This window comes from Nocardia sp. NPDC006630 (assembly GCF_040611495.1).
GTDB lineage: Bacteria > Actinomycetota > Actinomycetes > Mycobacteriales > Mycobacteriaceae > Nocardia.
Genome location: NZ_JBEXOK010000004.1, coordinates 720949 through 741928, shown reverse-complemented (window position 1 = coordinate 741928; position 20980 = coordinate 720949). Strand labels below are relative to the sequence as shown.

Sequence of the window (20980 nt, the reverse complement as noted above, 5' to 3'; positions counted from 1 at the left end):
ATGTGCAGCACCGATTGCAGATACAACGCCGGGCTACCCGAACCGTTGAGGGCAGGCAAAGAACGCGCGCAGGCTTGCACGATCAGATCCCGTTGCACCGACGCCAACCGGCGAGTGCTGGTCTCGATCTGCTGCATCAACGCCACAATGTCGGTGTCCGACACCGGAATCAACGGCAACGCGGTGAGGGATTCGACCGCAGCGACCAGTGCAGCTGCACCGGTCGCGATTGCGGTATCTCCCCCTGATTCCATGCCTCTATTCTACTCCGCGAAAACAGACCCGGAAAGGCGAATTACGTTGTGATATAAGGATATTCAGAATATCCGATCTTCACCTTTTGCCGCTTTCCGTTCTGCGCCTTTCGTTTTCGTTCTTCGTGTCCAGGCGTCTTTGTCTCTGTCCCTTCCCCCTCATCCTCCGGCCCCGAACACCAGGCCCGGAGCAGCCTCCCGATCGCCCATGGATGACCATGTAGACCATGTCCACCAAGGCAGTCATTTTCGATATGGATGGCGTACTCATCGACACCGAACCCATTTGGGAGGAGGTGCGGCGTGAGTACATCGGGGAGATGGACGGTCGCTGGCTGGCCGATACCCAGGATCGGTTCATGGGGATGAGCACCTCTGAATGGTCGATTTACACCAGCGAGGACCTGCTCGACGGGCGGCGTACCCCAGAGCAGGTGGCCGAGGATGTCATCTCGCGGATGGCTGCCCGCTATGCCGATCATCTGCCGCTGATGCCCGATGCCGCGGAGACCGTGCGCCGCTTCGCCGGACAGTTCACGCTCGGCCTGGCCAGTTCCTCGCCGCGCCGGCTCATCGATGTGGTCCTGGACCATATGGGCGTGACCGATCTGTTCCGCACCACCGTCTCGACCGAGGAGGTCGAGCGTGGCAAGCCCGCACCCGACGGTTACCTCGCCGCCGCAGCCGGGCTCGGCATCCCGCCCGAGCAGTGCGTGGCCATCGAGGATTCCAGCAACGGCCTGCGCGCGGCCTATGCGGCGGGCATGACGGTCATCGCCGTCCCGCACCCGCGCTACCCACCCGCACCGGACGCCCTCGCGCTGGCCTCATACATTGCCGACGGCGGATTGAGATCCGTCACACCGGAGCTCGCGGCGAGCCTGGAACCGGTGTCGGAATTCCGCTGACCTCCCGGGCGTTCCGAACCGAACGGTAGTGAACCGAGAACGAATGCGAGGATCTAGGCATGTCCGAACAGACCGCCGCACCGCAGACCGCCGCACCCACCCAGGCCGCCGAACCGGTCGAACTGTGGGCCGAGCGCACCGGGACCCGGGCCTACACCGGTCGCAATAATCGTGGCGGCGAAGTGCTCATCGCCTCGGCGGGAGTGCCCGGCGCCTTCACCCCGGGTGAGCTGCTGAAGATCGCGCTCGCCGGATGCACCGGTTTGAGCGCCGATTTCACCCTCTCGCGCAAGCTCGGCGACAACTTCGATTCGACCGTGCGCGTCTCCGGCGACGCCGATCGCGAGAACGAGACCTATCCGGAGCTCAACGAGTCCTTCGAGCTGGACCTCAGCGAACTCGACGAGGAGACCCGGCAGCGCATGCTGGTCGCCGCGCAGCGCGCCATCGACAAGGTCTGCACCGTCGGCCGCACGCTCAAGGCGGGCACCACCGTCAATCTGACCTTCCGCGTAGACGAATGACGGCAACCCCGGTCCGGCTCAGCGCCTGGGTGCACGGCCAGGTGCAGGGTGTCGGGTTCCGCTGGTGGACTCGGTCACGCGCCCTGGAACTGGGCCTGACCGGGTACGCCCGCAATCATCGGGACGGCCGCGTGCACGTGATCGCCGAGGGACCGCGCGAGAATTGCGACACGCTGCTCACCCTGCTGCGCTCCGGCGACACACCGGGCCGGGTCAACCTCGTCGTAGAGGACTGGGGGCCCGCGCTGGGAGGCATAATCGGATTCGAAGAGCGTTGACGCGCACCCGGTCGCTATTGACCAGCACCGAGTCGTGGCAGCGCATAGAGTCGCTGAGGCGAACAGAGTTCGGCGAGTCCGAGGAGTCCATCGTTGGCCATTGAACGTCTCGGCGGCACCCCTGAGGACCCCGACCACCGCCCCACCCCGCCCCCGGGCGATTCGCACCCCACCGAGCCGATACCCGGCGAATCAGGCACCGCGGTGCCGGGTTCCGAGACTCCGCCGGGGCCGGATCCGCAGTGGGGCAACTACCCGCTTCCCGGCGTGCCGGTCTACCCGCCACCGGTCTCGAACCCGACCCTCGATCTCCCGGGCCCGACAGTCGAATTCGACGCGTCCCAGCTTCCGGGCGCCTCCGAGGCGCCCCGGCACGGCACCATGCAGTCGCAGGAAGCCGGAATCACCCAGCCGCGACCGCCGACGGTCGCCGAGGCCCGGGCCCGCGAAAAGGCCCGCAAACGCGCCGAGGAACAGGCCCAGGCGGAGATCGACGCCGCCGAAGGCAAACGCAAGAAGCGCAAGAAGGTACTGCTCGGCGGCGCGGCCGTGGTCGGTGTGGCCGCGCTCGTGGGCGGCGGGTACCTGGCCTACGACGCCATCACCACCCCTGATGTGACAGCGTCCTGCACGGTGGTGGCCAAGAACGGCGAGACCGTCCCCATCGGCCCGAACCAGACGATCACCGCCACCCAGGACAATCAGGAAATCGTCGTCCCCGATCAGTACTGCCAGGACGCGCAGGATCCCAGCCGCGGCGGCAGCGGCCTCGGCACCGCGGGCCTGTTCTTCCTGGCCGGCCACCAGTACCGCTACTACTACGGCGGCCCCAGCCAGACGATCGGCCACGCGCCCACCGGCGGCAGCACCACGATACCCAAGGGCGCCAACGTAAAGACCAAGAGCGGCACCACGATTCAGCGCGGCGGCCTCGGTTCCAAGCTGCACGGAGGAGGTTCCTAGTGCGCCGTGTGCGCAGCGCCCCGCGCCCGGGCTGGAAGCAGATCATCGAGAGCCAGGGGCTGGTGTACGGCTCGCCCGGCGTCGATACCAACGGCCAGCCGCGGCCCTACTGGGACGAATCGGTGCACTACGAGTTCGATATGGACGAGATCCTCGCGCTCGAAGCCCAGGTCGAAGTGCTGCACACCATGTGCCTGCACGCCATCGACAACATCATCCTCACCGAGCGACTCGCTGATTTCGGTCTGCCGCAATGGAGTTGGGAGCACATCACCAACTCCTGGAAGCGCTCGGACCCGCATATCTACGGCCGCTTCGATCTGCGCTACGACGGCCGCGGTCCGGCAAAACTGCTGGAGTACAACGCCGATACGCCGACCTCCCTGCTCGAGGCGTCAATTGTGCAGTGGCACTGGCTGACCGACCTGCACCCGGACGACGATCAGTGGAACTCCCTGCACGAGAAGCTGGTCGAGCGCTGGGGCGAAATGCGCGACGTGCTGCCCAGCACCCAATTGCACTTCACCTGGTCGGGCGCGGACGGCAGCGGTGAGGACAATGTCACCACCGCCTATATGCAGGAGACCGCCGCCGAGGCCGGCTTCGACACCATCGCCCTGCCCATCGAAGAGGTCGGATTCGATACGGAGCTCGAACGTTTCGTCGATCTGGCAGAGGCCCCGATCGAATCCATCTTCAAGCTGTACCCGTGGGAGTGGGCGCTCGACGACGACTTCGGCAAGCGCATCACACAGTCGCTGCCGAGCACCATGTGGATCGAACCACTGTGGAAGACAATGCTTTCCAACAAAGCGCTGCTCGCGGTGCTCTGGGAGATGTACCCCGGCCACCCGAACCTGTTGCCCGCCTACCTCGATGACCCGCACGAGCTCACCGAATACATCCGCAAGCCGAAACTCGGCCGCGAGGGCGCGAACATGACCATCGTCGGCCCGGGCATGGAAACCGCCACCGGCGGCGTCTACGGCGAGGAAGGCTTCGTCTACCAGATGCTGGACCCGCTACCGGAATTCGACGGTATGCGGCCGGTGCTGGGCGCCTGGATCGTCGGCGACACCTCCGCCGGACTCGGCATTCGCGAGACGGTCGGCCTGATCACCGACGATACTTCTACCTTCGTACCGCACCGTATTCCGCAGTCCTGACACCGTATTCCGCAGTCCTGACAGAGCATTCCGCAGTTCTGACCCGACAACTCCGGAGGACCACCCGATGATCACCACCGTGGCGCTCGAAGCGGGATATTGGAGCTCAGTGGGCCGAGGCGTAGGCGCCATCGTCCTCTACGCCCTGGTCGGCCTGGGCCTCATGCTCATCGGCTTCTACGCGGTAGACCTGACCACCCCCGGCAGCCTGCGCGCCATGGTCGCCAAGGGCCTGCCCAATGCCGTGGTCGTCAGCTCGGCAGGCATGCTCAGCATGGCCTTCATCGTGGTGCTGGCCATCTACGCGCAGGCCGGAAAGCTCTCCGAGGGCCTCATCGCGGCCCTCATCTACGGCCTGGTCGGGATTGTCGCCCAGGTGATCTCGGTGCGCGTCATCGAATACGCCCTCGGCATCGATATCGGCGCCGTCCTCAAAGCTCCCGAGTTCAGCACCGATTCCCTGATCGTGGCCGCCGCCCACTTCGCCCTCGGCCTGGTCGTCGCCGTCGCGATCCTCTAGCGCACCCGGCTGTACTTGAGGAAGGCCACGCCGTCCTCGAAGATGCGGCTGGTGAGCACCCGGAAGCGGGTGGCCTCGGGCAGCCGGGCGCCCGCACCGAACAGCGGGCGGCCCGTGCCCAGCACGATGGGATAGACCTTCAGGAAGATCTGATCGATCTCCGGCAGCAGGGTCTGGGCCAGCTCACCGCCGCCGCACAACCAGATGCCGAGCCCCTTCTCGCGCTTGAGCTCGCGCACCCGCGCCAGCGGATCCTCGGCGATGAGCTGCACATCCGGATCGGGGGCCTCCGGCAGCGTCTGCGACACCACGTACTGCCGCAGATGCGAATACGGGCTGGAGGTGCCGGTCCGCACGCCGAAATCGTGTGTCTTGCGGCCCATGATCACGGTGTCGAAGGTCATGCTCGGCTTGGTGTCCACACCCAGCGATTCCCGCACCTTGGTGGGCAGGGTCTCCGGATACTGCGCGACGATCGCGGGACCGTGATCACCTCCCACCGGGAAGAAGTCCACCGAACCGTTCTCGGTGGCGATGAACCCGTCGATGGTGGCCGCGACGTAATAGGTCAGTTTGCGCATTGGTCCCTCCAGCCGGCACCACACGTGCCGCTACCAAAAAGGTAGCGCTTCAGGCCGTTCCATAGGGAGCCAAGACCGAAGAGCGGGAGGTATGAATCACACGGACGGCGCGGCCTGTCAGGTTGCGCGGCACGATCGGTCAGCTCCGCGGGCGCGGCTGGCAGCGCGGGCAGGAGAAGGACGAGCGGTTCATGAACTTCTCCCGCACCATCGGGGCGCCGCAGCGCCGGCACGGCTCGTGCTCACGGCCGTAGGCGTTGAGGGAACGCTCGAAGTAGCCGGACTGGCCGTTCACGTTCACGTAGAGGGCGTCGAACGAGGTCCCGCCCGCCCGCAGCGCCTCGCTCATGACCGTCCCGGCCTCGGTGAGCAGTCCGTGCAGGGCGGGGCGAGTCAGCTTGGCCGCCACCCGCTCCCCGTGAATTCCGGCCCGCCACAGCGCCTCGTCGGCATAGATATTGCCGACTCCGGACACGATGGTCTGATCCAGCAGCACCCGCTTGATCTCGGACTGCTTGGCGCGCAATGCCTTCACCACCCGATCCGCGTCGAACAGCGGATCCAGTGGATCGCGGCCGATATGCGCCACCGGTTCCGGCAGCAGCGTCCCCTCGACCTCGACCAGATCGGCCAACTGCCAGCCGCCGAAGGTCCGCTGATCGATGAAGCGCAATTCCTGCCCGGAATCCAGGGTCGCGATGATGTGCGCGTGCTTCTCCCGGGGAGCGTCGGCAGGCTGCACCAGCATCTGCCCGCTCATTCCCAGGTGCACCACGAGTGAGGTATCGGGCTCATCGAAGGTGAGCCACAGGAATTTGCCGCGCCGCTGCGCGGATTCGACCCGCAGGCCGGTGAGGCGGGCGGCGAGATCCGCGCCGCCGGGCTCGTGCCGTCGCACCGAGCGCGGATGCTGGACGGTGACAGCGCGAACGACGCGGCCCACCACATGTTCGGTGAGACCGCGCCGGACGACTTCGACTTCGGGAAGTTCGGGCATCGGCGTTTACTGCGCCGAACCTTCGGCAGGCTTCTCGACGGCGTTCAGCTGCTGGTAGGCAGCGCCCGCGGCCTTCTGCTCCGCTTCCTTCTTGGAACGGCCCACCCCCTGGCCGTACGCCTTCCCACCGATCACCGCGGTGGCGGTGAACTCCTTGTCGTGGTCGGGCCCGGTGGAGGTGATTTCGTAACTGGGCACGCCGATTCCGCGTTCGGCGGTCAGCTCCTGCAGGCTGGTCTTCCAGTCGAGCCCGGCGCCCATGCGGGGGCCACGCTCGAGCAACGCCGCGAACAGCGTCAGCACCACAGTGCGTGCCACATCGATGCCGTGCTCGAGATGCACGGCTCCGAGCAGTGATTCCATGCCATCGGCAAGGATGCTCGGCTTGTCCCGGCCACCGGTGAGCTCTTCGCCCTTACCGAGCAGCAGGTGCACACCGAGTCCGCCCGGACCAAGCACCCGGGCCACCTCGGCGAGGGCGTGCATATTCACTACGCTCGCGCGCAGCTTCGCCAACTCGCCTTCGGATTTTTCGGGATGCTCGAGGTACAGGCGTTCGGTAATGCTCAGGCCGAGCACGGAGTCGCCCAGAAATTCCAGGCGCTCGTTGGTCGGCAGCCCGCCGTTCTCGTAGGCATACGACCGGTGGGTGAGCGCGAGGCGCAACAGGTCCGGACGCAGGCCGACGCCGAGCGCTTCGAGCAGGCTGGAATGGTCGGCGGAGTCACCCACGGCGGGCACCTCCGCCGCGTCCTTGCTGGCGGTCACGGTCGGCTGGATCAGAGAATCAAACCGCAGCGGTGACCTGGCGGCCCTTGTACGTGCCGCAGGAGGGGCACGCGATGTGCGGCAGGGTCGCCTGGCCGCAGGCCCGGTTCGGGCAGGTGATCAGGGTAGGCGCACTGGCCTTCCACTGGCTCCGGCGCGAGTGGGTGTTGGAACGGGACATCCGGCGCTTCGGAACGGCCACGACTACTTCTCCTCTGTCCTCGGACTCACGGCGCCACTGTGCCCCGTGAGTTCAGAATCTGTTGATGGGTCCGGCGCAGCGCCAGAGGCGCCGCTTCCGGGGGCTATATCACTGACGACTGCGTCGTCGGCGACGGTCAAATTCGCGAGCCCGGCCCAGCGAGGGTCAAGTATGTCATGACCATGGCCGGAACCCGCAATCGCCATCCGTACACCGCATTCCGGGCACAATCCCGCACAGTCCGGCTCGCAGACCGGCTGCAGCGACAGTTCCAACCCGACGGAGTCGATGACCACCGGCTCGAGTTCGATCATGTCGTCCACCAGACGATGGATCTCGTCTTCCTCGGTGGTCTTCTCGGTATTGCTGTCCGGGTAGGCGAACAGCTCGGTGAGGTACAGCTCGACCTGGTCCGTGAACGGTTCCAGGCAGCGCGAGCATTCGCCTTCGACGGGCGCCGACACCGTGCCGATGATCAGCACGCCCTCGGACACCGACTGCATGGTGAGGTCGAGCTCGACCTGCGCACCTGCGGGAATGCCGACCATTTCGAGGCCGATCTTCTCGTCGGTGATCACCGTCCGCTTCAGCTCACGCATCGAGCCGGGCTTGCGCCCGAGGCTGCGCGTGTCCAGCATGAAGCCGACGTCGTCGGACGTCGTAAGACGATGACGCGGCTTGGAACCGGATTCGGCGGACATCAGGGACTCACTCACGCTCGGTATGGAATGGGCAACCACCCAACAATACCGAAGCGCTCCAGGTCAGCTCAAACCGGCTACCGGCGGAACTCCCCCGCATAATCCTGCACGGGCGTACCGGAACGCACCTGGTGGCGGCCGCGGCCGATAATGCGCAGCGTGCTGTGCAGGGTCTCCTCGAAGTCGGCCAGCTTGCCGTCGACGTACTCGTCACATTCGGTGCGCAGGCGGTCGGAGTCCGCCGTCGCGCCGTCGATGAGACGGGCGGATTCGGCGTGCGCGGCCCGCACCACCTCGGTCGCCGACACCAGTCGCTCCTGCTCGGCCTTGCCTTCGGCGACCGAACGGTCGTAGGAGGCCTGACCGGAGGCGACCATGCGATCGGCTTCGGAACGAGCCCGGCCGGTGACGGCCTCGTACTCGTTATTGCCGTCGGTGACCACCCGCTCGGCCTCCGCCTCCGCCGAACCGACGAGGTGTTCGGCGTGCGCGCGGGCCTCGGCGACCATGCGATCGGCATGCGCCTTGGCATCGGAGAGGATGCGATCGGCTTCGTCGCGGGCGCCGGTGACGGTCAGGTGCGCCTGCTCGTTCGCGCCGGTCACGGTGGTATCGGCGGAATTGCGGGCGTCGGTGACGATCTTGTCGCGGTGATCGAGCACATCCTGGGCGTCGTCGAGCTCGCCGGGCAGCGCCTCACGCACATCGTCGAGTAGTTCGAGCACCTCACCACGCGGCACGATGCAGTTCCGAGTCGGCGGGATACCCCGTGCCTCCTCGATGATGGCCACGAGTTCGTCGAGTGCTTCGAATACGCGGTACATGTGCTACCCCACTCTCCTGCCTGGACTAAACGGCGAGACTCCTCCGTTTGTATAAGTCTGCCCTCCTGCGCGCAGGGGACAAGGTTCGTTCGCGGCGTGTCGGAGAGCTGTTTCACACATCGGAAAAGAAGTGGAGGAAACCCCTCCAGTTGATGTTAAATTTAGGTAGCAGAAAAGTGTTGGGTCGGGGCAACGGAGCACCCCGACGTGTTCGAGGGAAAAGACCATGGCTGTGCTGGACATCCCGCAGCGGGGCGCGACACCCGTCCCCGGTCTCGCCGACGCATACTCATACGGAACCGAGGCGATCGCGTACGGGACCGAAGCCGTGGCCACCGGTACCGAGGCCGTCCGGACAGCCGGCGTGCGCTGGACCGCACAGCTCGGCGACTGGTTGCGCAGCGACCACGCCCTCGCCCAGCTCATTCGATTCGCACTTGTCGGCGGACTCAGCAATGTCGGCTACCTGCTGCTGTTCCTGGCCTTCTACGGCGAGGGACCACAGCTTGCCAATCTGACCGGCTCGATCGTGAGCACCGCGATCGCCAATGAACTGCATCGGCGGCTGACCTTCCACGCGGCCGGGCGGGTGCGCTGGCATACCGCACAGATCGAGGGCGGCGGGCTGGCACTGGCGGGCCTGGCCATCACCTCGGGCGGGCTCGCGATCCTGACCAATACCGCACCGGGGCTCGGCGGATTCGCGGAAGCCGCTGCGGTACTGGCGATCACGGCGGCGGTGGGCACCTTCCGCTTCCTGACGCTGCGCCTCTGGGTGTTCTGATTTCCCGCGTGTTCTGATTCCAGCTTTCCGAATCCTCGCATTCGCCGACCGGGCCGAAATCCGGCGGGGGGTGCGAGGATTCGCTGTTTCCGGAGTTAGGGAACCGCTTCGGGCGTGTCTGCGTCAAAGCAAGCATCGACCGAATGAAAGGGGTTCCGAAGATGCGGCGATCGCATGGATGCCTTGGGGGACGGCGGGATACGCGCGGGCCCGGTGTGCAACGTCCGCTGGGCCGGGTCGACAGATCATGTGTTCAGCACAGTTGGCGGCGGGGGCGTCCACGTAAGGAGGGCGAATGACTCCTGATCAACCGAGTAGCCGGACGGTAGAAGCCGGCGCCCGACGCCAGTGTGCGCCGCGGAGATTGGCCCGCAGACTGCTCGAGGGGTGCGGCGCTCCCGCGCCCGGTGCGGCGGTGCACAACTGGCGGGAACGGCATCGGCTGCTCATCGAAGCGGTTCTGCCGGAGATGGCCGAAGCGACTGTGGTGAGCCATCAGTCGGCGGCCGTCCTGTACGGCACCACCCTCTGGCGCACACCCCTGGACCGAGTCTGCGTGACCCGCAATCGCCGTGGTGGCGGCCGCATCCGGCCGTACGCGAAAGTGTATGGCTCCCCCATCGATTCGGCGGTGGAGGTGGACGGCCTGCTGGTCACCACGCCCGCCCGCACCGTGGTCGATCTGGCGCTCACGCTGCCGTTCGATGCGGCAGTGGTCGCCTGCGACGCTCTCGCCGGGGCCTTCGGCATCACCGCACCCGAGCTGACAGCCGAACTGGCGCAGGCGAAATGCCGGCACGGCATCACCCAGGCCAAAGAGGTGGTCGCCCTGGTGGACGGGCGCAGTCAGAGCGTCGGCGAATCGCTGAGCCGGGTGATGCTGCATCGCCTGCGTCTGCCGATGCCGCGCTCGCAGGGCAATGTGCTGACCCCCGACGGCCGGTTCGTGGGCCGCGTCGACTTCTACTACGAGGACGCGGGCGTGCTCTGCGAATTCGACGGGCCGATCCTGTACGGCCGACTACTGCGGCACGGTCAGACCGCGGCCGAGGTCGTCCGCCGCGAGCAGATCCGCGAGAACTATCTGCGCGCCTTGGGTTTCCAGGTGGTCCGCTGGACCTGGAACGAGCTGCAGGGTGATGCGGCGGGCCGCCGCCTGCGCGCCGCCCTGGCCCGCGGACGCTCGGTGCGCGCCGACGGCCGCATCGAACCCGCACCCGCTCCGGAGCCGCGCCAAGCCCTGGTACGCCCGCTGTGAGGCACTGGGTGTGGACGCGTCCACCGCTACTAGTTCGCCCCGTCGTGAACGAGCACGACGGGGCGAAAGCAGATCACGCCATTCGGTTCACGCGCGTCACCGGGAACGGCGGTTCGGGCCCGCACGCGTAATTGGTCGGGCGCATACCGCACAGCCGGTTCCAGCGGACCACGACGCAGTAGGACCGCGCGGGCGAGGGGACGCCCGTGCGGTTCAGCCGCGACGTTCGGCAATACGCTCGAGCAGGCGCTTGTGCACGGCCGACGGCAGCAGATCCGCGATATCGCCGCCGTAGGAGGCGACCTCCTTCACCAGCGAGCTGGAGACGAAGCCGTACAGCGGGTTGGTGATGATGAAGAAGGTGTCGACCCCCGACAGCTTCCGGTTCATCTGCGCCATCTGCATCTCGTACCCGAAGTCGGTGGCATCGCGCAGACCCTTCACGATCGCGGTGATCCCCTGTGCCCGAGCGAAATCCACCGTCAGGCCCTGCCACGATTCCACCCGCACATTGGGCAGCTCGGAGGTGACCTCCCGGATCATCTCCATCCGCTCCTCGACGGTGAACATGCCCTTCTTGTTCGGGTTGATCGTCACCGTCACGACAACTTCGTCGAACTGCGCGGCCGCTCGCGTGATCACATCGAGATGTCCATTGGTCACCGGGTCGAACGACCCCGGGCAGAGTGCTCCAGCCATGGCCGCACGCTACCGCAGCGCGCCCGTCCCCACCCCTGCGGACTCGCCGCCGGAGTAGGCGCCCGCACCGGCCGACACCCGCAAAACGCCACTACGAGCGCCCGCCCGAAACCTCATGTCCGTCATGGCTGATCGGAGCCGGTGATTACCGTCGACCAGGAACTGACGGCGGCGGCTACTCACGCAATGCCGCCGTCAATTCCTGGTGATCTTGTTTACGGCTCGTATTCGGCGAGATCCAGGCGGGTTTCGCCATAGGTGCGGGATTTCAGGGGTGTGAAGCCCTCGGGCCACTTCACTTCGGGGGAACGGGTGGAGCGTTCCACGACGACGAGGGCTTCGGGATGCAGCCAGCCGCCTTCCACCAGGGCGCGCAGGTCGTCCTCCACCTCGGCGACGTCGAGGTCGTAGGGCGGGTCGGAGAAGACCAGGTCGTAGGGGCCGCCTGCCGGGGACGATGCGCCGACGCCCACTGCGCTGCGGCCGAGCAGGGCGGCGACCGTATTGGTGCGCAGGTCCGCGCCGTGGAGACCGAGGTCGGTCATATTGCCGCGAATCACGGTGGCGGCCTTACGGTCGGCTTCGACCAGCAGGGCGTGAGATGCGCCACGGGACAGCGCTTCCAGTCCGAGCGCGCCGGAGCCGGCGTACAGGTCCAGGACGCGGATGTCGTCGAAATCCATGCGGGACACGAGCACATTGAAGAGCGCCTCGCGGACGCGGTCCGAGGTGGGGCGGGTGCCCGCGGGCGGGACGCGTAGTCGGCGTCCGCCCGCGGTGCCTCCGATGATCCGGGTCATTCGGCCGCTGTCTCGGTGATGTTCACGTCCACCAGCAGATCCCCGCCCTCGACCTGCTGGACCTTGCTGATGGCGACCCGGCGCACCGTGCCCGCGCGCGGGGCGGTGATGGCGGCTTCCATCTTCATGGCCTCGATGGTGCCGATGGTGTCGCCCGCCGTGACCGAATCACCTTCGGAGACAGCGAGGGTGACCACGCCGGCGAACGGGGCGGCGATATGACCGGCATTGTTCTTGTCGGCCTTCTCGGCGGTCGGGACCTCACTGGCGATGGAGCGGTCCCGCACGGTGATGGGCCGGAGCTGGCCGTTGAGGATGCACATGACCGTGCGCATACCGCGCTCGTCGGGCTCGGAGATGGCTTCGAGGCCGATGAGCAGGGTGACGCCCTTGTCCAACTGGACGCGATGTTCTTCGTCGTGACGGAGGCCGTAGAAGAACTGGTTGGCGGACAGGCCGGTGGTATCGCCGAACTTCTCACGGTGCGCGAGGAATTCGGCGGTCGGGGCGGGGAACAGCAGCCGGTTCAGCGTCCCGCGCCGCTCTTCGGAGCTGCCCGCGAGGCCCGCTTCGTCGGCGGCGGTGAGCTGGGTTTCCGGCTTGGCCGGGCCACGGCCCGCGAGCGCGCGGGTGCGGAACGGCTCAGGCCAGCCACCGGCCGGAGTGCCGAGTTCACCACGCAGGAAACCGATTACCGAATCCGGAATGTCGTAGCGGCCCGGATCGGAAGCGAAGTCCTCGACATCGACGCCGCTGCCGACCAGGGCGAGGGCCAGATCGCCGACGACCTTCGAAGACGGGGTGACCTTCACCAGACGGCCCAGAAGACGGTCGGCCGCAGCGTATTTGGCTTCGACCTCTTCGAACTGATCGCCCAGACCCAATGCGATGGCCTGCTGCCGCAGGTTCGACAGCTGACCGCCCGGAATCTCGTGGGTGTACACGCGGCCCGTCGGGCCCGGCAGTCCGGATTCGAACGGCCCGTACACCTTGCGCAGCGACTCCCAGTACGGCTCGAGATCGCACACGTTCTGCAGACTCAACCCGGTGTCGTGCGGTGAATTCGCCGCTGCCGCAACGATTGCCGACAGCGCGGGCTGACTGGTCGTACCGGCCATCGGCGCGCTCGCACCGTCGACAGCGTCCGCTCCGGCCTGCCAGGCCGACAGATAGGTGGCCAGCTGGCCGCCCGGGGTGTCATGGGTGTGCACATGGACCGGCAGGTCGAATTCCCGCCGCAGCGCGGTCACCAGGGTCGCGGCGGCCGGTGCACGCAGCAGGCCCGCCATGTCCTTGATGCCGATGATGTGCGCCCCGGCCTCGACGATCTGCTCGGCGAGCTTGAGGTAGTAGTCGAGGGTGTAGAGGTTCTCGTTCGGATCGGACAGGTCGCCGGTGTAGCTCATGGCGACTTCCGCTACGGCAGTGCCGGTTTCGCATACCGCGTCGATCGCCGGGCGCATCTGATCGACATTGTTGAGCGCGTCGAAGATGCGGAAGATGTCGATGCCCGTCGCGGTGGCTTCGGAAACAAAAGCGCGCGTGACCTTTTCGGGGTACGGCGTGTAGCCGACGGTGTTGCGACCGCGCAGCAGCATCTGCAGATTGATATTGGGGACGGCCTCACGCAATGCGGCCAGACGCTCCCACGGGTCCTCGTACAGGAACCGCAGCGCCACGTCATAGGTTGCGCCACCCCAGCATTCGATGGACAGCAGCTCGGGCGTGAGGCGCGCGACATGTCCCGCCACATCCAGCAGGCCATTGGTCCGCACGCGGGTGGCCAGCAGCGACTGGTGCGCGTCACGGAAGGTGGTATCGGTGACCGCCACCCCCTGCTGCGCCCGCAGCGCCCGGGCGAACCCTTCCGGCCCCAGTTCCAGCAGTCGCTGCCGGGATCCGGCCGGCGGCGGCACGGTGGTGTCGATGGGGGGCAGTTTGTCGTGCGGGTACAGCTTGGTCGGCCGGGTGCCGTGCGGCTTGTTCACCGTGACGTCGGCCAGGTAGTTCAGGATCTTGGTGCCGCGGTCGGCGGAGCTCTTCAGCGTCAGCAGCTGCGGGCGCTCGTCGATGAACGAGGTGGTGACGCGTCCGGCCCGGAAGTCCGGGTCGTCGAGCACCGCCAGCAGGAACGGAATATTGGTCGTGACGCCACGAATACGGAACTCGGCCACCGAGCGCCGGGCGCGGGCCATGGCGGTCTGGAAGTCGCGGCCACGGCAGGTGAGTTTCACCAGCATGGAATCGAAGTACGCACCGACCTCGGCGCCGACATTGGTACCGCCGTCCAGGCGGACGCCCGCGCCACCGGGGCTGCGGTATCCGGTAATACGGCCGGTATCGGGACGAAACCCGTTGGCCGGGTCCTCGGTGGTGATGCGGCACTGCAGGGCCGCGCCGCGGATGACGATCGAATCCTGGCTCAGCCCAAGATCTTCCAGGGTCTCCCCCGCCGCGATCCGCATCTGCGACTGCACCAGATCCACATCGGTGATCTCTTCGGTCACCGTGTGCTCCACCTGAATACGCGGATTCATCTCGATGAACACATGATTGCCACGCTCATCGAGCAGGAACTCCACCGTGCCCGCGCAGCTGTAATTGATCTCCTTCGCGAACGCCACCGCATCAGCGCAAATCCGATCCCGCAGTGCGGGATCCAGATTCGGCGCGGGCGCCATCTCGATCACCTTCTGATGCCGCCGCTGCAACGAGCAGTCCCGCTCGTACAGGTGGATGACATTGCCCTGCTGGTCGGCGAGGATCTGCACCTCGATGTGGCGGGGATTGATCACCGCCTGCTCGAGGAACACCGTCGCATCGCCGAACGCCGACTCCGCCTCACGTGCCGCGGCTTCGATGGCCTCACGCAACTGCGCCTTGTCGGCGACCCGGCGCATACCGCGCCCGCCACCACCGGCGACAGCCTTCACGAAGCGCGGGAAATGCATGCTCTCGGCAGCGGCGACCAATTCGTCCACATCCGAGGACGGCTCACTGGAGGCGAGTACCGGCAGTCCGGCAGCCTTGGCGGCGGCGATCGCCCGCGCCTTGTTACCGGTCAACTCGAGCACATGCGCCGACGGCCCGACGAAGGTGATGCCCTCCGCCGCACAGGCTGCCGCCAAATCCGGGTTCTCGGAAAGAAATCCGTAACCGGGGTAGATGGCATCGGCGCCGGCGGACTTGGCCGCACTGATGATCTCCGCAATGGACAGGTACGCCCGTACCGGATGTCCGGGCTCCCCGATCTGGTACGCCTCGTCGGCCTTCAAACGATGGACCGAGTTGCGGTCCTCGTGCGGAAACACCGCGACAGTGCCGATGCCGAGTTCGTAGGCCGCGCGGAATGCGCGAATGGCGATCTCGCCGCGGTTGGCGACCAGGACTTTGGAGAACATTCGCCTAAGGTACCTGCCCCGGTATGCCCGGCGGGCATCGAAGTCACCTTCGCAGCAATCTTCACAGTCACATACCGGTCGGTTGCGAATTTGTGTTCATCACCTGGCAACATGCGTTTCTGTGAGGTCCACGGGTCAGAGCCGTCCGGGTTCGCCTCCTTGCTAACCGAAGGCAGTGAAGACCCGCCCGGAGAGCCGCATCGATTTACCCACCGGTAACAGCGGACCGTCGCCCCGCGCCGGGCGGCTCGACAGAGCCGATATGCTCACAGTGCAATCGGTTCGCCCGGTGCAGGTGTCGGAAGCCTCCGCCCCTCGCGCCGCGCGTCGAAGCCGCTCCACTCGATTCGAGTGGAGAGGTGAGAGGGAAGCTGGTGAGAATCCGGCACTGTCCCGCAGCGGTATGCAGGAACGACCGCCGTCAGAAGCACTGGGTTCATCCCTGGGAAGCGACGGCCACTAGGTCGGCCGAGAGGCCGGTGCCTGCGAGTCCGAAGACCTGCCGAATGCGCCGGATACGCCGTATCCGGCGGTCTTCGCCTCGTGGACTGGGTGGACGGACCGGATTTCCCGCACGCCGCGTCGACGGCGCCCTCGGGGACTCCAGCGTTCGTGCTCACCTGTGGCGTCGACCAGTGGCAATGGAACACTTGGAGCACAGCCGTGACCAACAATTCCCCTTTCACCGCAACAGTTCTCGGCCTGCCCCGGATCGGGCCGAACCGTGAGCTCAAGCGCGCGACCGAGTCCTACTGGGCCGGGCGCAGCGGCGCGGACGAACTGCACGCGGTCGCCGCGGAACTGCGCCGGGCCCAGCTCACCGAGCTCGTCGCGGCCGGACTGGATTCGATTCCGGTCGGCACCTTCTCCTATTACGACCAGATGCTCGATACCGCGGCCATGTTCGGCGCACTGCCGCCGCGGGTCGCCGGTATCGCCGATCCGCTGGATCGCTACTTCGCGGCCGCACGCGGCAATGATTCGGTCGAACCCCTGGAAATGACCAAGTGGTTCGACACCAACTACCACTACCTGGTGCCGGAGTTCGGCGCGCACACCGAGTTCACGCTGAACCCGGCGAAGATCCTCACCGAGCTGCGCGAGGCGCTGGAGCTCGGTGTGCCCGCCCGTCCGGTGGTCATCGGACCGCTCACCTTCCTGAAGCTGGCCAAGGATGCCGAGGGCGATCCGCTGCGGCGCATCGACGCCCTGCTCCCGCTGTATGCCGAGCTGCTGGGCGCGCTCGCCGCGGCGGGCGCGCAGTGGGTGCAGCTCGATGAGCCGGTGCTGGTCACCGATCTGACCGAGGCCGAGCTCGCCGTCGCGGGCCGGGTGTACGAGGAGCTGTCGGCGCTCGCCGATCGGCCCGCCCTGCTGGTGGCCACCTACTTCGGCCGTCCCGGTACGGCTCTGCGAGTGCTGGCGGCGACCGGGGTCGAAGGCATAGCCCTGGATCTCACCACCGGGGCCACCGTGGATGCCATTGCGGCGATTCCAGCGCTCGCGGGCAAGCTGGTCGTGGCCGGTGTGGTGGACGGCCGCAATGTGTGGCGCACCGATGCCGATCGCGCGCTCGCCGTGCTGGGCACGCTGCTCGGCAGCACCGGCGCGCTGGTGGTGTCGACCTCGTGCTCGCTGCTGCATGTGCCGTATTCGCTTGCGGCAGAGACAGATATCGATGCGGCGCTGCGCTCGTGGCTCGCATTCGGCGCCGAGAAGGTCGCCGAGGTGCGCCTGCTGGCCACCGCACTGCACGAGGGCACCGAAGCCGTGTCCGGCGAATTGGCCGCTGCCCGTGCGGCTCTCGCCGCCCGCGCCACCGACCCCAGGCTGCGCGATGACACCGTGCGGGCCCGCCTCAGCGCGCTCGGCGAGTCCGCCACCCGCCGCGCTCCGGCCGCGGATCGCCGTGTGCTGCAGCAGGAACGGCTGCATCTGCCGCTGCTGCCGACCACCACGATCGGCTCCTATCCGCAGACGACCGCGATCCGCAAGGACCGCGCCGCCTTCACCAAGGGCACGATCACGGCCGAACAGTACCGCGATCGCATGCGCGCCGAGATCGCCGATGTCATTGCGCTACAGGAGAAGCTGGGCCTGGACGTACTGGTGCACGGCGAGCCCGAGCGCAATGACATGGTCCAGTACTTCGCCGAACAACTGACCGGCTTCCACGCCACCGCGAACGCCTGGGTGCAGTCCTACGGCACCCGCTGCGTGCGCCCGCCGATCCTGTACGGCGACGTGACACGTCCGAATCCGATGACGGTCGAGTGGATCGAATACGCGCAGTCGCTCACCGATAAGCCGGTCAAGGGCATGCTGACCGGTCCGGTGACCATTCTCGCGTGGTCGTTCGTGCGCGACGACCAGCCGATCGAGGACACCGCCCGCCAGGTGGCGCTCGCGATTCGTGACGAGACGGTGGATCTGCAGGCGGCGGGCATCCGGGTCATCCAGGTCGACGAGCCCGCCCTGCGCGAGCTGCTGCCGCTGCGTGCCGATGCCAAGCAGCAGTATCTGGCGTGGGCGGTCGCCGCCTTCCGGCTCGCCACCTCCGGCGTCTCGGATGCCACCCAAATCCACACGCACCTCTGCTATTCCGAGTTCGGCGAGGTCATCGGCGCCATCGCCGCGCTCGACGCCGACGTCACCTCCATCGAGGCGGCCCGCTCGCATATGGAGGTTCTCGACGATCTCAATGCCGCCGGCTTCGCCCTCGGGGTCGGCCCCGGCGTCTACGACATCCATTCCCCGCGTGTCCCGGAGGTCGATGAAATCACCACCTCCCTGCGCGAGGCCCTGAAAGCGGTTCCCGCGGAACGCCTCTGGGTGAACCCCGACTGCGGTCTCAAGACCCGCGGCCCCGCCGAGGTCGAAGCCTCACTCCGCAATCTGGTCGAAGCGGCCCGCGCGGTGCGCTGATTCGCCCCTAGTCCGACCCACCGCAAAGGGCCCGCAGTCATCCGGCTGCGGGCTCTTTTCGCCGCGGGCACACCGTGCTGACCTGGAATGTCGGCGAAGGTCCGACAAGATCGGCGGGAACGGGCCAGTATGGATGCGCTTGCTGTCTCGGGTGATTTCCGAACCGGTCGGGTTCTTGTCGCCGAGGCGTGGTCGGCGGATGACAAGGGGAATCATGACGACGGTACCGAGGACAAAACTCACTGCGGACCAACGCAATTCGTTCATCGCCGCCCAGCTCGGCTGGACCATGGACGCCTTCGACTACTTCATCGTGATCTTCGTCTACGCCGATATCGCCACGAGTTTCGGCAAGTCCAAGGGCGAGGTCGCCTTCATCACCACGGCCACGCTCATCATGCGTCCGGTGGGGGCGCTGCTCTTCGGATTGTGGGCCGACCGGATCGGGCGGCGCGTTCCCCTCATGGTGAATGTGGCCGTGTACTCGGTGGTCGGCTTCCTCTGCGCGTTCGCGCCGAACTTCACCGTGCTGGTGATTCTGCGCATGCTCTACGGGATCGGCATGGGCGGTGAGTGGGGTCTCGGCGCGGCGCTGGCCATGGAGAAGATTCCGGCGGAGCGGCGCGGGTTCTTCTCCGGATTGCTACAGGAGGGCTATTCGTTCGGGTACCTGCTGGCCTCGCTCGCCTCACTGCTGGTGTCGAATTGGCTCGGCCTGTCGTGGCGCTGGCTGTTCGCGCTGTCGATCATTCCCGCGCTCATCATCCTGATTCTGCGCACCCGGGTGCGTGAATCCGAGGTGTGGGAGGCCGCGCAGGAGAAGCTGCGCGTCACCACAACCTCGTTCCGCGACATCGTGACCAACCCGGTCATCGTGCGCCGCTTCATCTATCTGGTGCTGCTCATGACGGCGTTCAACTGGATGAGCCACGGCACCCAGGACGTGTATCCGACCTTCCTCTCGGCCACCCAGCACGGCGGTGCGGGGCTCTCGACCGTCACGGCCAAATGGATCGCGGTGATCTACAACATCGGTGCGATCATCGGCGGCCTGGTCTTCGGCACGCTGTCGCAGCGGTACGGCCGCCGCTACACCATCATTTTCTGCGCTGTGCTCGGATTGCCGATCGTGCCGCTGTGGGCCTACTCGCACACCGCGGCCATGCTCTGCCTCGGCGCGTTCCTGATGCAGCTCATGGTGCAGGGCGCATGGGGCGTCATCCCCGCCCATCTCACCGAGATGTCACCCGACGCGATCCGCGGCTTCTACCCCGGCGTCACCTACCAGCTCGGCAACCTGCTGGCCTCGCTGAATCTGCCCATCCAGGAACGCCTCGCCGAATCACACGGCTACCCCTTCGCCCTCGCCGCGACCATCATCCCGGTCCTGGTGGCCGTCATCTTCCTCACCTCGATAGGCAAGGAGGCCAAGGGAATCCGATTCGGCGTGGCCGCTCCGACCTAGCGATCAGGTGCCGGCGGGGTTCTTACTGTTGACGCCGTCGCCGATGCGGCGGGCGGCGGTGGCCAGTTCGGCGAGGTAGCGGCGGCGCTCGTCGCGGGTGACATCCATTCGGAGCGGGCCGATCTGGAGTTCCATGACCGCACGGCCGCCGCCGTCGAACACCGGTGCGCTCATATAGCTGATCGGCAGCGGGATCTCCGCGTCGAGCGTCGCCTGGTCGTAGGCGCTGCCGATAATGGTGCCGAGCTGGGCGAGCACCCGGCCGCGCAGATCCTTGCTCGCGGGGTGATCGGCGAGATGATCGGCGACCTCGGAGAGCACCCGGACGGTGGGCATGCTGTCGGGTTCCAGCCGCCAGGCGCAATTGCCGGTGGTGCGCAGGGTGGACAGCACGTCCCGGTATTCCTCGCGGCGTTCGGGTCCGCGAGTCTGCAGCCAATCCTGTTGGCGCGCAGCGCTGGAGTGGGCGATGATCGCCGCGCCCGCGGGCGCCCGCAGCGGGATGCGCGCACCGGCTTCGATACCCACGGTGAGCCGATCCCGGGTCACCGCGACGAACTCGATGCGCTCACCGGCGACAGCGGTCAGCGCGGCGCCGCAGTCGACGCGTGCGGCCAGTCGCTCCAATTCTTCGTTCAGCCAGATCCGATCACCACGGGAATCGGCGACCCGCCGGCCGAGCGCGGCGACGGCCGGGCCGAGTTGGTAGGTCAGATCGGGCAGCCGCCGCACCCACCCGCGTTCGGCGAGCGCGGACAGAATCGCCCCGGCGGTGGAACGGTTGAGATCGAGACTGTCGGCGATTTCGGCGGAGGTGAGGGTGTGCTGCTGTGCCGCGAGCAGTTCCACGATGGAGATGACGCGCTGGGTAGGCGGCGAGCTCTCCGTCTTGCCAGCGGGCACGTGCGTCTCCTAGCCTCTCGATACGAATAACCGAATCATTCTATTCGAATAGTCGCACC

20 protein-coding genes, 1 pseudogene and 1 riboswitch are annotated in these 20980 nt (G+C 66.8%); of the genes and pseudogenes, 10 read left to right on the top strand and 11 right to left on the bottom strand.

Translation table 11 applies throughout. From position 1 onward, the window contains the following. Positions 1-254 (bottom strand): annotated as a pseudogene (locus ABZX86_RS15225) (hypothetical protein); the annotation flags it as partial. 227 nt (positions 255-481) lie between these two features. Here ABZX86_RS15225 and ABZX86_RS15220 point away from each other — a divergent pair. The 6 genes from ABZX86_RS15220 (at position 482) to ABZX86_RS15195 (ending at position 4613) form a co-directional block, all read left to right on the top strand. Next, positions 482-1162, top strand: a complete 681-nt coding sequence (locus ABZX86_RS15220) for an HAD family phosphatase (RefSeq protein WP_355123795.1) — start codon at positions 482-484, stop codon at positions 1160-1162. 59 nt (positions 1163-1221) lie between these two features. After that, on the top strand, positions 1222-1686 hold the full coding sequence (locus ABZX86_RS15215) for an OsmC family protein (protein WP_355123793.1): 465 nt from the start codon (positions 1222-1224) through the stop codon (positions 1684-1686). Beyond that, positions 1683-1964 (top strand): acylphosphatase, encoded by a 282-nt coding sequence (locus ABZX86_RS15210; RefSeq protein WP_355123791.1) that lies wholly within the window; start codon positions 1683-1685, stop codon positions 1962-1964. The genes ABZX86_RS15215 and ABZX86_RS15210 overlap by 4 nt, the downstream gene beginning before the upstream one ends. Before the next feature lie 93 nt (positions 1965-2057). Next, complete coding sequence (locus tag ABZX86_RS15205) at positions 2058-2927, top strand: hypothetical protein (protein ID WP_355123789.1); 870 nt, start codon at positions 2058-2060, stop codon at positions 2925-2927. Next, positions 2927-4093: a glutathionylspermidine synthase family protein gene (locus tag ABZX86_RS15200; protein WP_355123787.1), complete on the top strand. Its 1167-nt coding sequence runs from the start codon at positions 2927-2929 to the stop codon at positions 4091-4093. The genes ABZX86_RS15205 and ABZX86_RS15200 overlap by 1 nt, the downstream gene beginning before the upstream one ends. 70 nt (positions 4094-4163) lie before the next feature. Further along, on the top strand, positions 4164-4613 hold the full coding sequence (locus ABZX86_RS15195; RefSeq protein ID WP_355123865.1) for a DUF350 domain-containing protein: 450 nt from the start codon (positions 4164-4166) through the stop codon (positions 4611-4613). Here ABZX86_RS15195 and ABZX86_RS15190 read toward each other — a convergent pair. From ABZX86_RS15190 to ABZX86_RS15165, 6 genes are all read right to left on the bottom strand, one after another. Next, complete coding sequence (locus ABZX86_RS15190; protein ID WP_355123785.1) at positions 4610-5194, bottom strand: dihydrofolate reductase family protein; 585 nt, start codon at positions 5192-5194, stop codon at positions 4610-4612. The two genes, ABZX86_RS15195 and ABZX86_RS15190, sit on opposite strands and share 4 nt — an antisense overlap. Before the next feature lie 139 nt (positions 5195-5333). Then, complete coding sequence (gene mutM, locus ABZX86_RS15185) at positions 5334-6191, bottom strand: bifunctional DNA-formamidopyrimidine glycosylase/DNA-(apurinic or apyrimidinic site) lyase (RefSeq protein ID WP_355123783.1); 858 nt, start codon at positions 6189-6191, stop codon at positions 5334-5336. A 6-nt stretch (positions 6192-6197) separates the two neighbouring features. Beyond that, positions 6198-6959: a ribonuclease III gene (gene rnc, locus ABZX86_RS15180; protein WP_355123781.1), complete on the bottom strand. Its 762-nt coding sequence runs from the start codon at positions 6957-6959 to the stop codon at positions 6198-6200. A gap of 19 nt (positions 6960-6978) precedes the next feature. After that, on the bottom strand, positions 6979-7161 hold the full coding sequence (gene rpmF / locus ABZX86_RS15175) for a 50S ribosomal protein L32 (protein ID WP_297611186.1): 183 nt from the start codon (positions 7159-7161) through the stop codon (positions 6979-6981). 2 nt (positions 7162-7163) lie between these two features. Further along, on the bottom strand, positions 7164-7862 hold the full coding sequence (locus ABZX86_RS15170; protein WP_355123779.1) for a DUF177 domain-containing protein: 699 nt from the start codon (positions 7860-7862) through the stop codon (positions 7164-7166). A gap of 77 nt (positions 7863-7939) precedes the next feature. Continuing rightward, the gene (locus tag ABZX86_RS15165; protein ID WP_355123777.1) at positions 7940-8686 is read right to left on the bottom strand and encodes a DivIVA domain-containing protein; all 747 of its coding nucleotides are present in this window, start codon (positions 8684-8686) and stop codon (positions 7940-7942) included. A gap of 226 nt (positions 8687-8912) precedes the next feature. Between ABZX86_RS15165 and ABZX86_RS15160 the strand changes: the two genes are divergently transcribed. Both ABZX86_RS15160 and ABZX86_RS15155 read left to right on the top strand, forming a co-directional pair. Beyond that, entirely contained in the window at positions 8913-9470 is a 558-nt protein-coding gene (locus tag ABZX86_RS15160) for a GtrA family protein (protein WP_355123775.1), read from the top strand. A gap of 295 nt (positions 9471-9765) precedes the next feature. Beyond that, on the top strand, positions 9766-10728 hold the full coding sequence (locus tag ABZX86_RS15155) for a hypothetical protein (RefSeq protein WP_355123773.1): 963 nt from the start codon (positions 9766-9768) through the stop codon (positions 10726-10728). A 213-nt stretch (positions 10729-10941) separates the two neighbouring features. Here ABZX86_RS15155 and coaD read toward each other — a convergent pair whose 3' ends face one another. From coaD to ABZX86_RS15140, 3 genes are all read right to left on the bottom strand, one after another. After that, positions 10942-11427 (bottom strand): pantetheine-phosphate adenylyltransferase, encoded by a 486-nt coding sequence (coaD, locus tag ABZX86_RS15150; protein WP_355123771.1) that lies wholly within the window; start codon positions 11425-11427, stop codon positions 10942-10944. A 215-nt stretch (positions 11428-11642) separates the two neighbouring features. After that, the gene (gene rsmD / locus ABZX86_RS15145; protein WP_355123769.1) at positions 11643-12227 is read right to left on the bottom strand and encodes a 16S rRNA (guanine(966)-N(2))-methyltransferase RsmD; all 585 of its coding nucleotides are present in this window, start codon (positions 12225-12227) and stop codon (positions 11643-11645) included. Beyond that, positions 12224-15628: a pyruvate carboxylase gene (locus ABZX86_RS15140; RefSeq protein WP_355123767.1), complete on the bottom strand. Its 3405-nt coding sequence runs from the start codon at positions 15626-15628 to the stop codon at positions 12224-12226. Before ABZX86_RS15140 ends, rsmD begins: the two co-directional genes overlap by 4 nt. Positions 15629-15954: 326 nt before the next feature. Then, positions 15955-16150: riboswitch (cobalamin riboswitch) on the top strand. Between the two features lie 141 nt (positions 16151-16291). Here ABZX86_RS15140 and metE point away from each other — a divergent pair. Then, entirely contained in the window at positions 16292-18553 is a 2262-nt protein-coding gene (gene metE / locus ABZX86_RS15135) for a 5-methyltetrahydropteroyltriglutamate--homocysteine S-methyltransferase (protein WP_355123765.1), read from the top strand. A gap of 214 nt (positions 18554-18767) precedes the next feature. Continuing rightward, a complete protein-coding gene (locus ABZX86_RS15130; RefSeq protein ID WP_355123764.1) occupies positions 18768-20018 on the top strand; it encodes an MFS transporter in 1251 nt (416 codons plus the stop codon). 3 nt (positions 20019-20021) lie between these two features. Here the strand turns inward: ABZX86_RS15130 and ABZX86_RS15125 are convergent, their stop codons facing one another. Then, complete coding sequence (locus tag ABZX86_RS15125; protein WP_355123762.1) at positions 20022-20921, bottom strand: helix-turn-helix domain-containing protein; 900 nt, start codon at positions 20919-20921, stop codon at positions 20022-20024. Positions 20922-20980: the final 59 nt, after the last annotated feature.

Excerpts from the sequence above, each read along its gene's own strand:
- ABZX86_RS15220 (WP_355123795.1), top strand. The coding sequence starts at position 482 with ATGTCCACCAAGGCAGTCATTTTCGATATGGATGGCGTACTCATCGAC.
- ABZX86_RS15215 (WP_355123793.1), top strand. The coding sequence starts at position 1,222 with ATGTCCGAACAGACCGCCGCACCGCAGACCGCCGCACCCACCCAGGCC.
- ABZX86_RS15210 (WP_355123791.1), top strand. The coding sequence starts at position 1,683 with ATGACGGCAACCCCGGTCCGGCTCAGCGCCTGGGTGCACGGCCAGGTG.
- ABZX86_RS15190 (WP_355123785.1), bottom strand. The coding sequence starts at position 5,194 with ATGCGCAAACTGACCTATTACGTCGCGGCCACCATCGACGGGTTCATC.
- mutM (WP_355123783.1), bottom strand. The coding sequence starts at position 6,191 with ATGCCCGAACTTCCCGAAGTCGAAGTCGTCCGGCGCGGTCTCACCGAA.
- ABZX86_RS15170 (WP_355123779.1), bottom strand. The coding sequence starts at position 7,862 with ATGTCCGCCGAATCCGGTTCCAAGCCGCGTCATCGTCTTACGACGTCC.
- ABZX86_RS15165 (WP_355123777.1), bottom strand. The coding sequence starts at position 8,686 with ATGTACCGCGTATTCGAAGCACTCGACGAACTCGTGGCCATCATCGAG.
- ABZX86_RS15160 (WP_355123775.1), top strand. The coding sequence starts at position 8,913 with ATGGCTGTGCTGGACATCCCGCAGCGGGGCGCGACACCCGTCCCCGGT.
- ABZX86_RS15155 (WP_355123773.1), top strand. The coding sequence starts at position 9,766 with ATGACTCCTGATCAACCGAGTAGCCGGACGGTAGAAGCCGGCGCCCGA.
- coaD (WP_355123771.1), bottom strand. The coding sequence starts at position 11,427 with ATGGCTGGAGCACTCTGCCCGGGGTCGTTCGACCCGGTGACCAATGGA.
- rsmD (WP_355123769.1), bottom strand. The coding sequence starts at position 12,227 with ATGACCCGGATCATCGGAGGCACCGCGGGCGGACGCCGACTACGCGTC.
- ABZX86_RS15140 (WP_355123767.1), bottom strand. The coding sequence starts at position 15,628 with ATGTTCTCCAAAGTCCTGGTCGCCAACCGCGGCGAGATCGCCATTCGC.
- ABZX86_RS15130 (WP_355123764.1), top strand. The coding sequence starts at position 18,768 with ATGACGACGGTACCGAGGACAAAACTCACTGCGGACCAACGCAATTCG.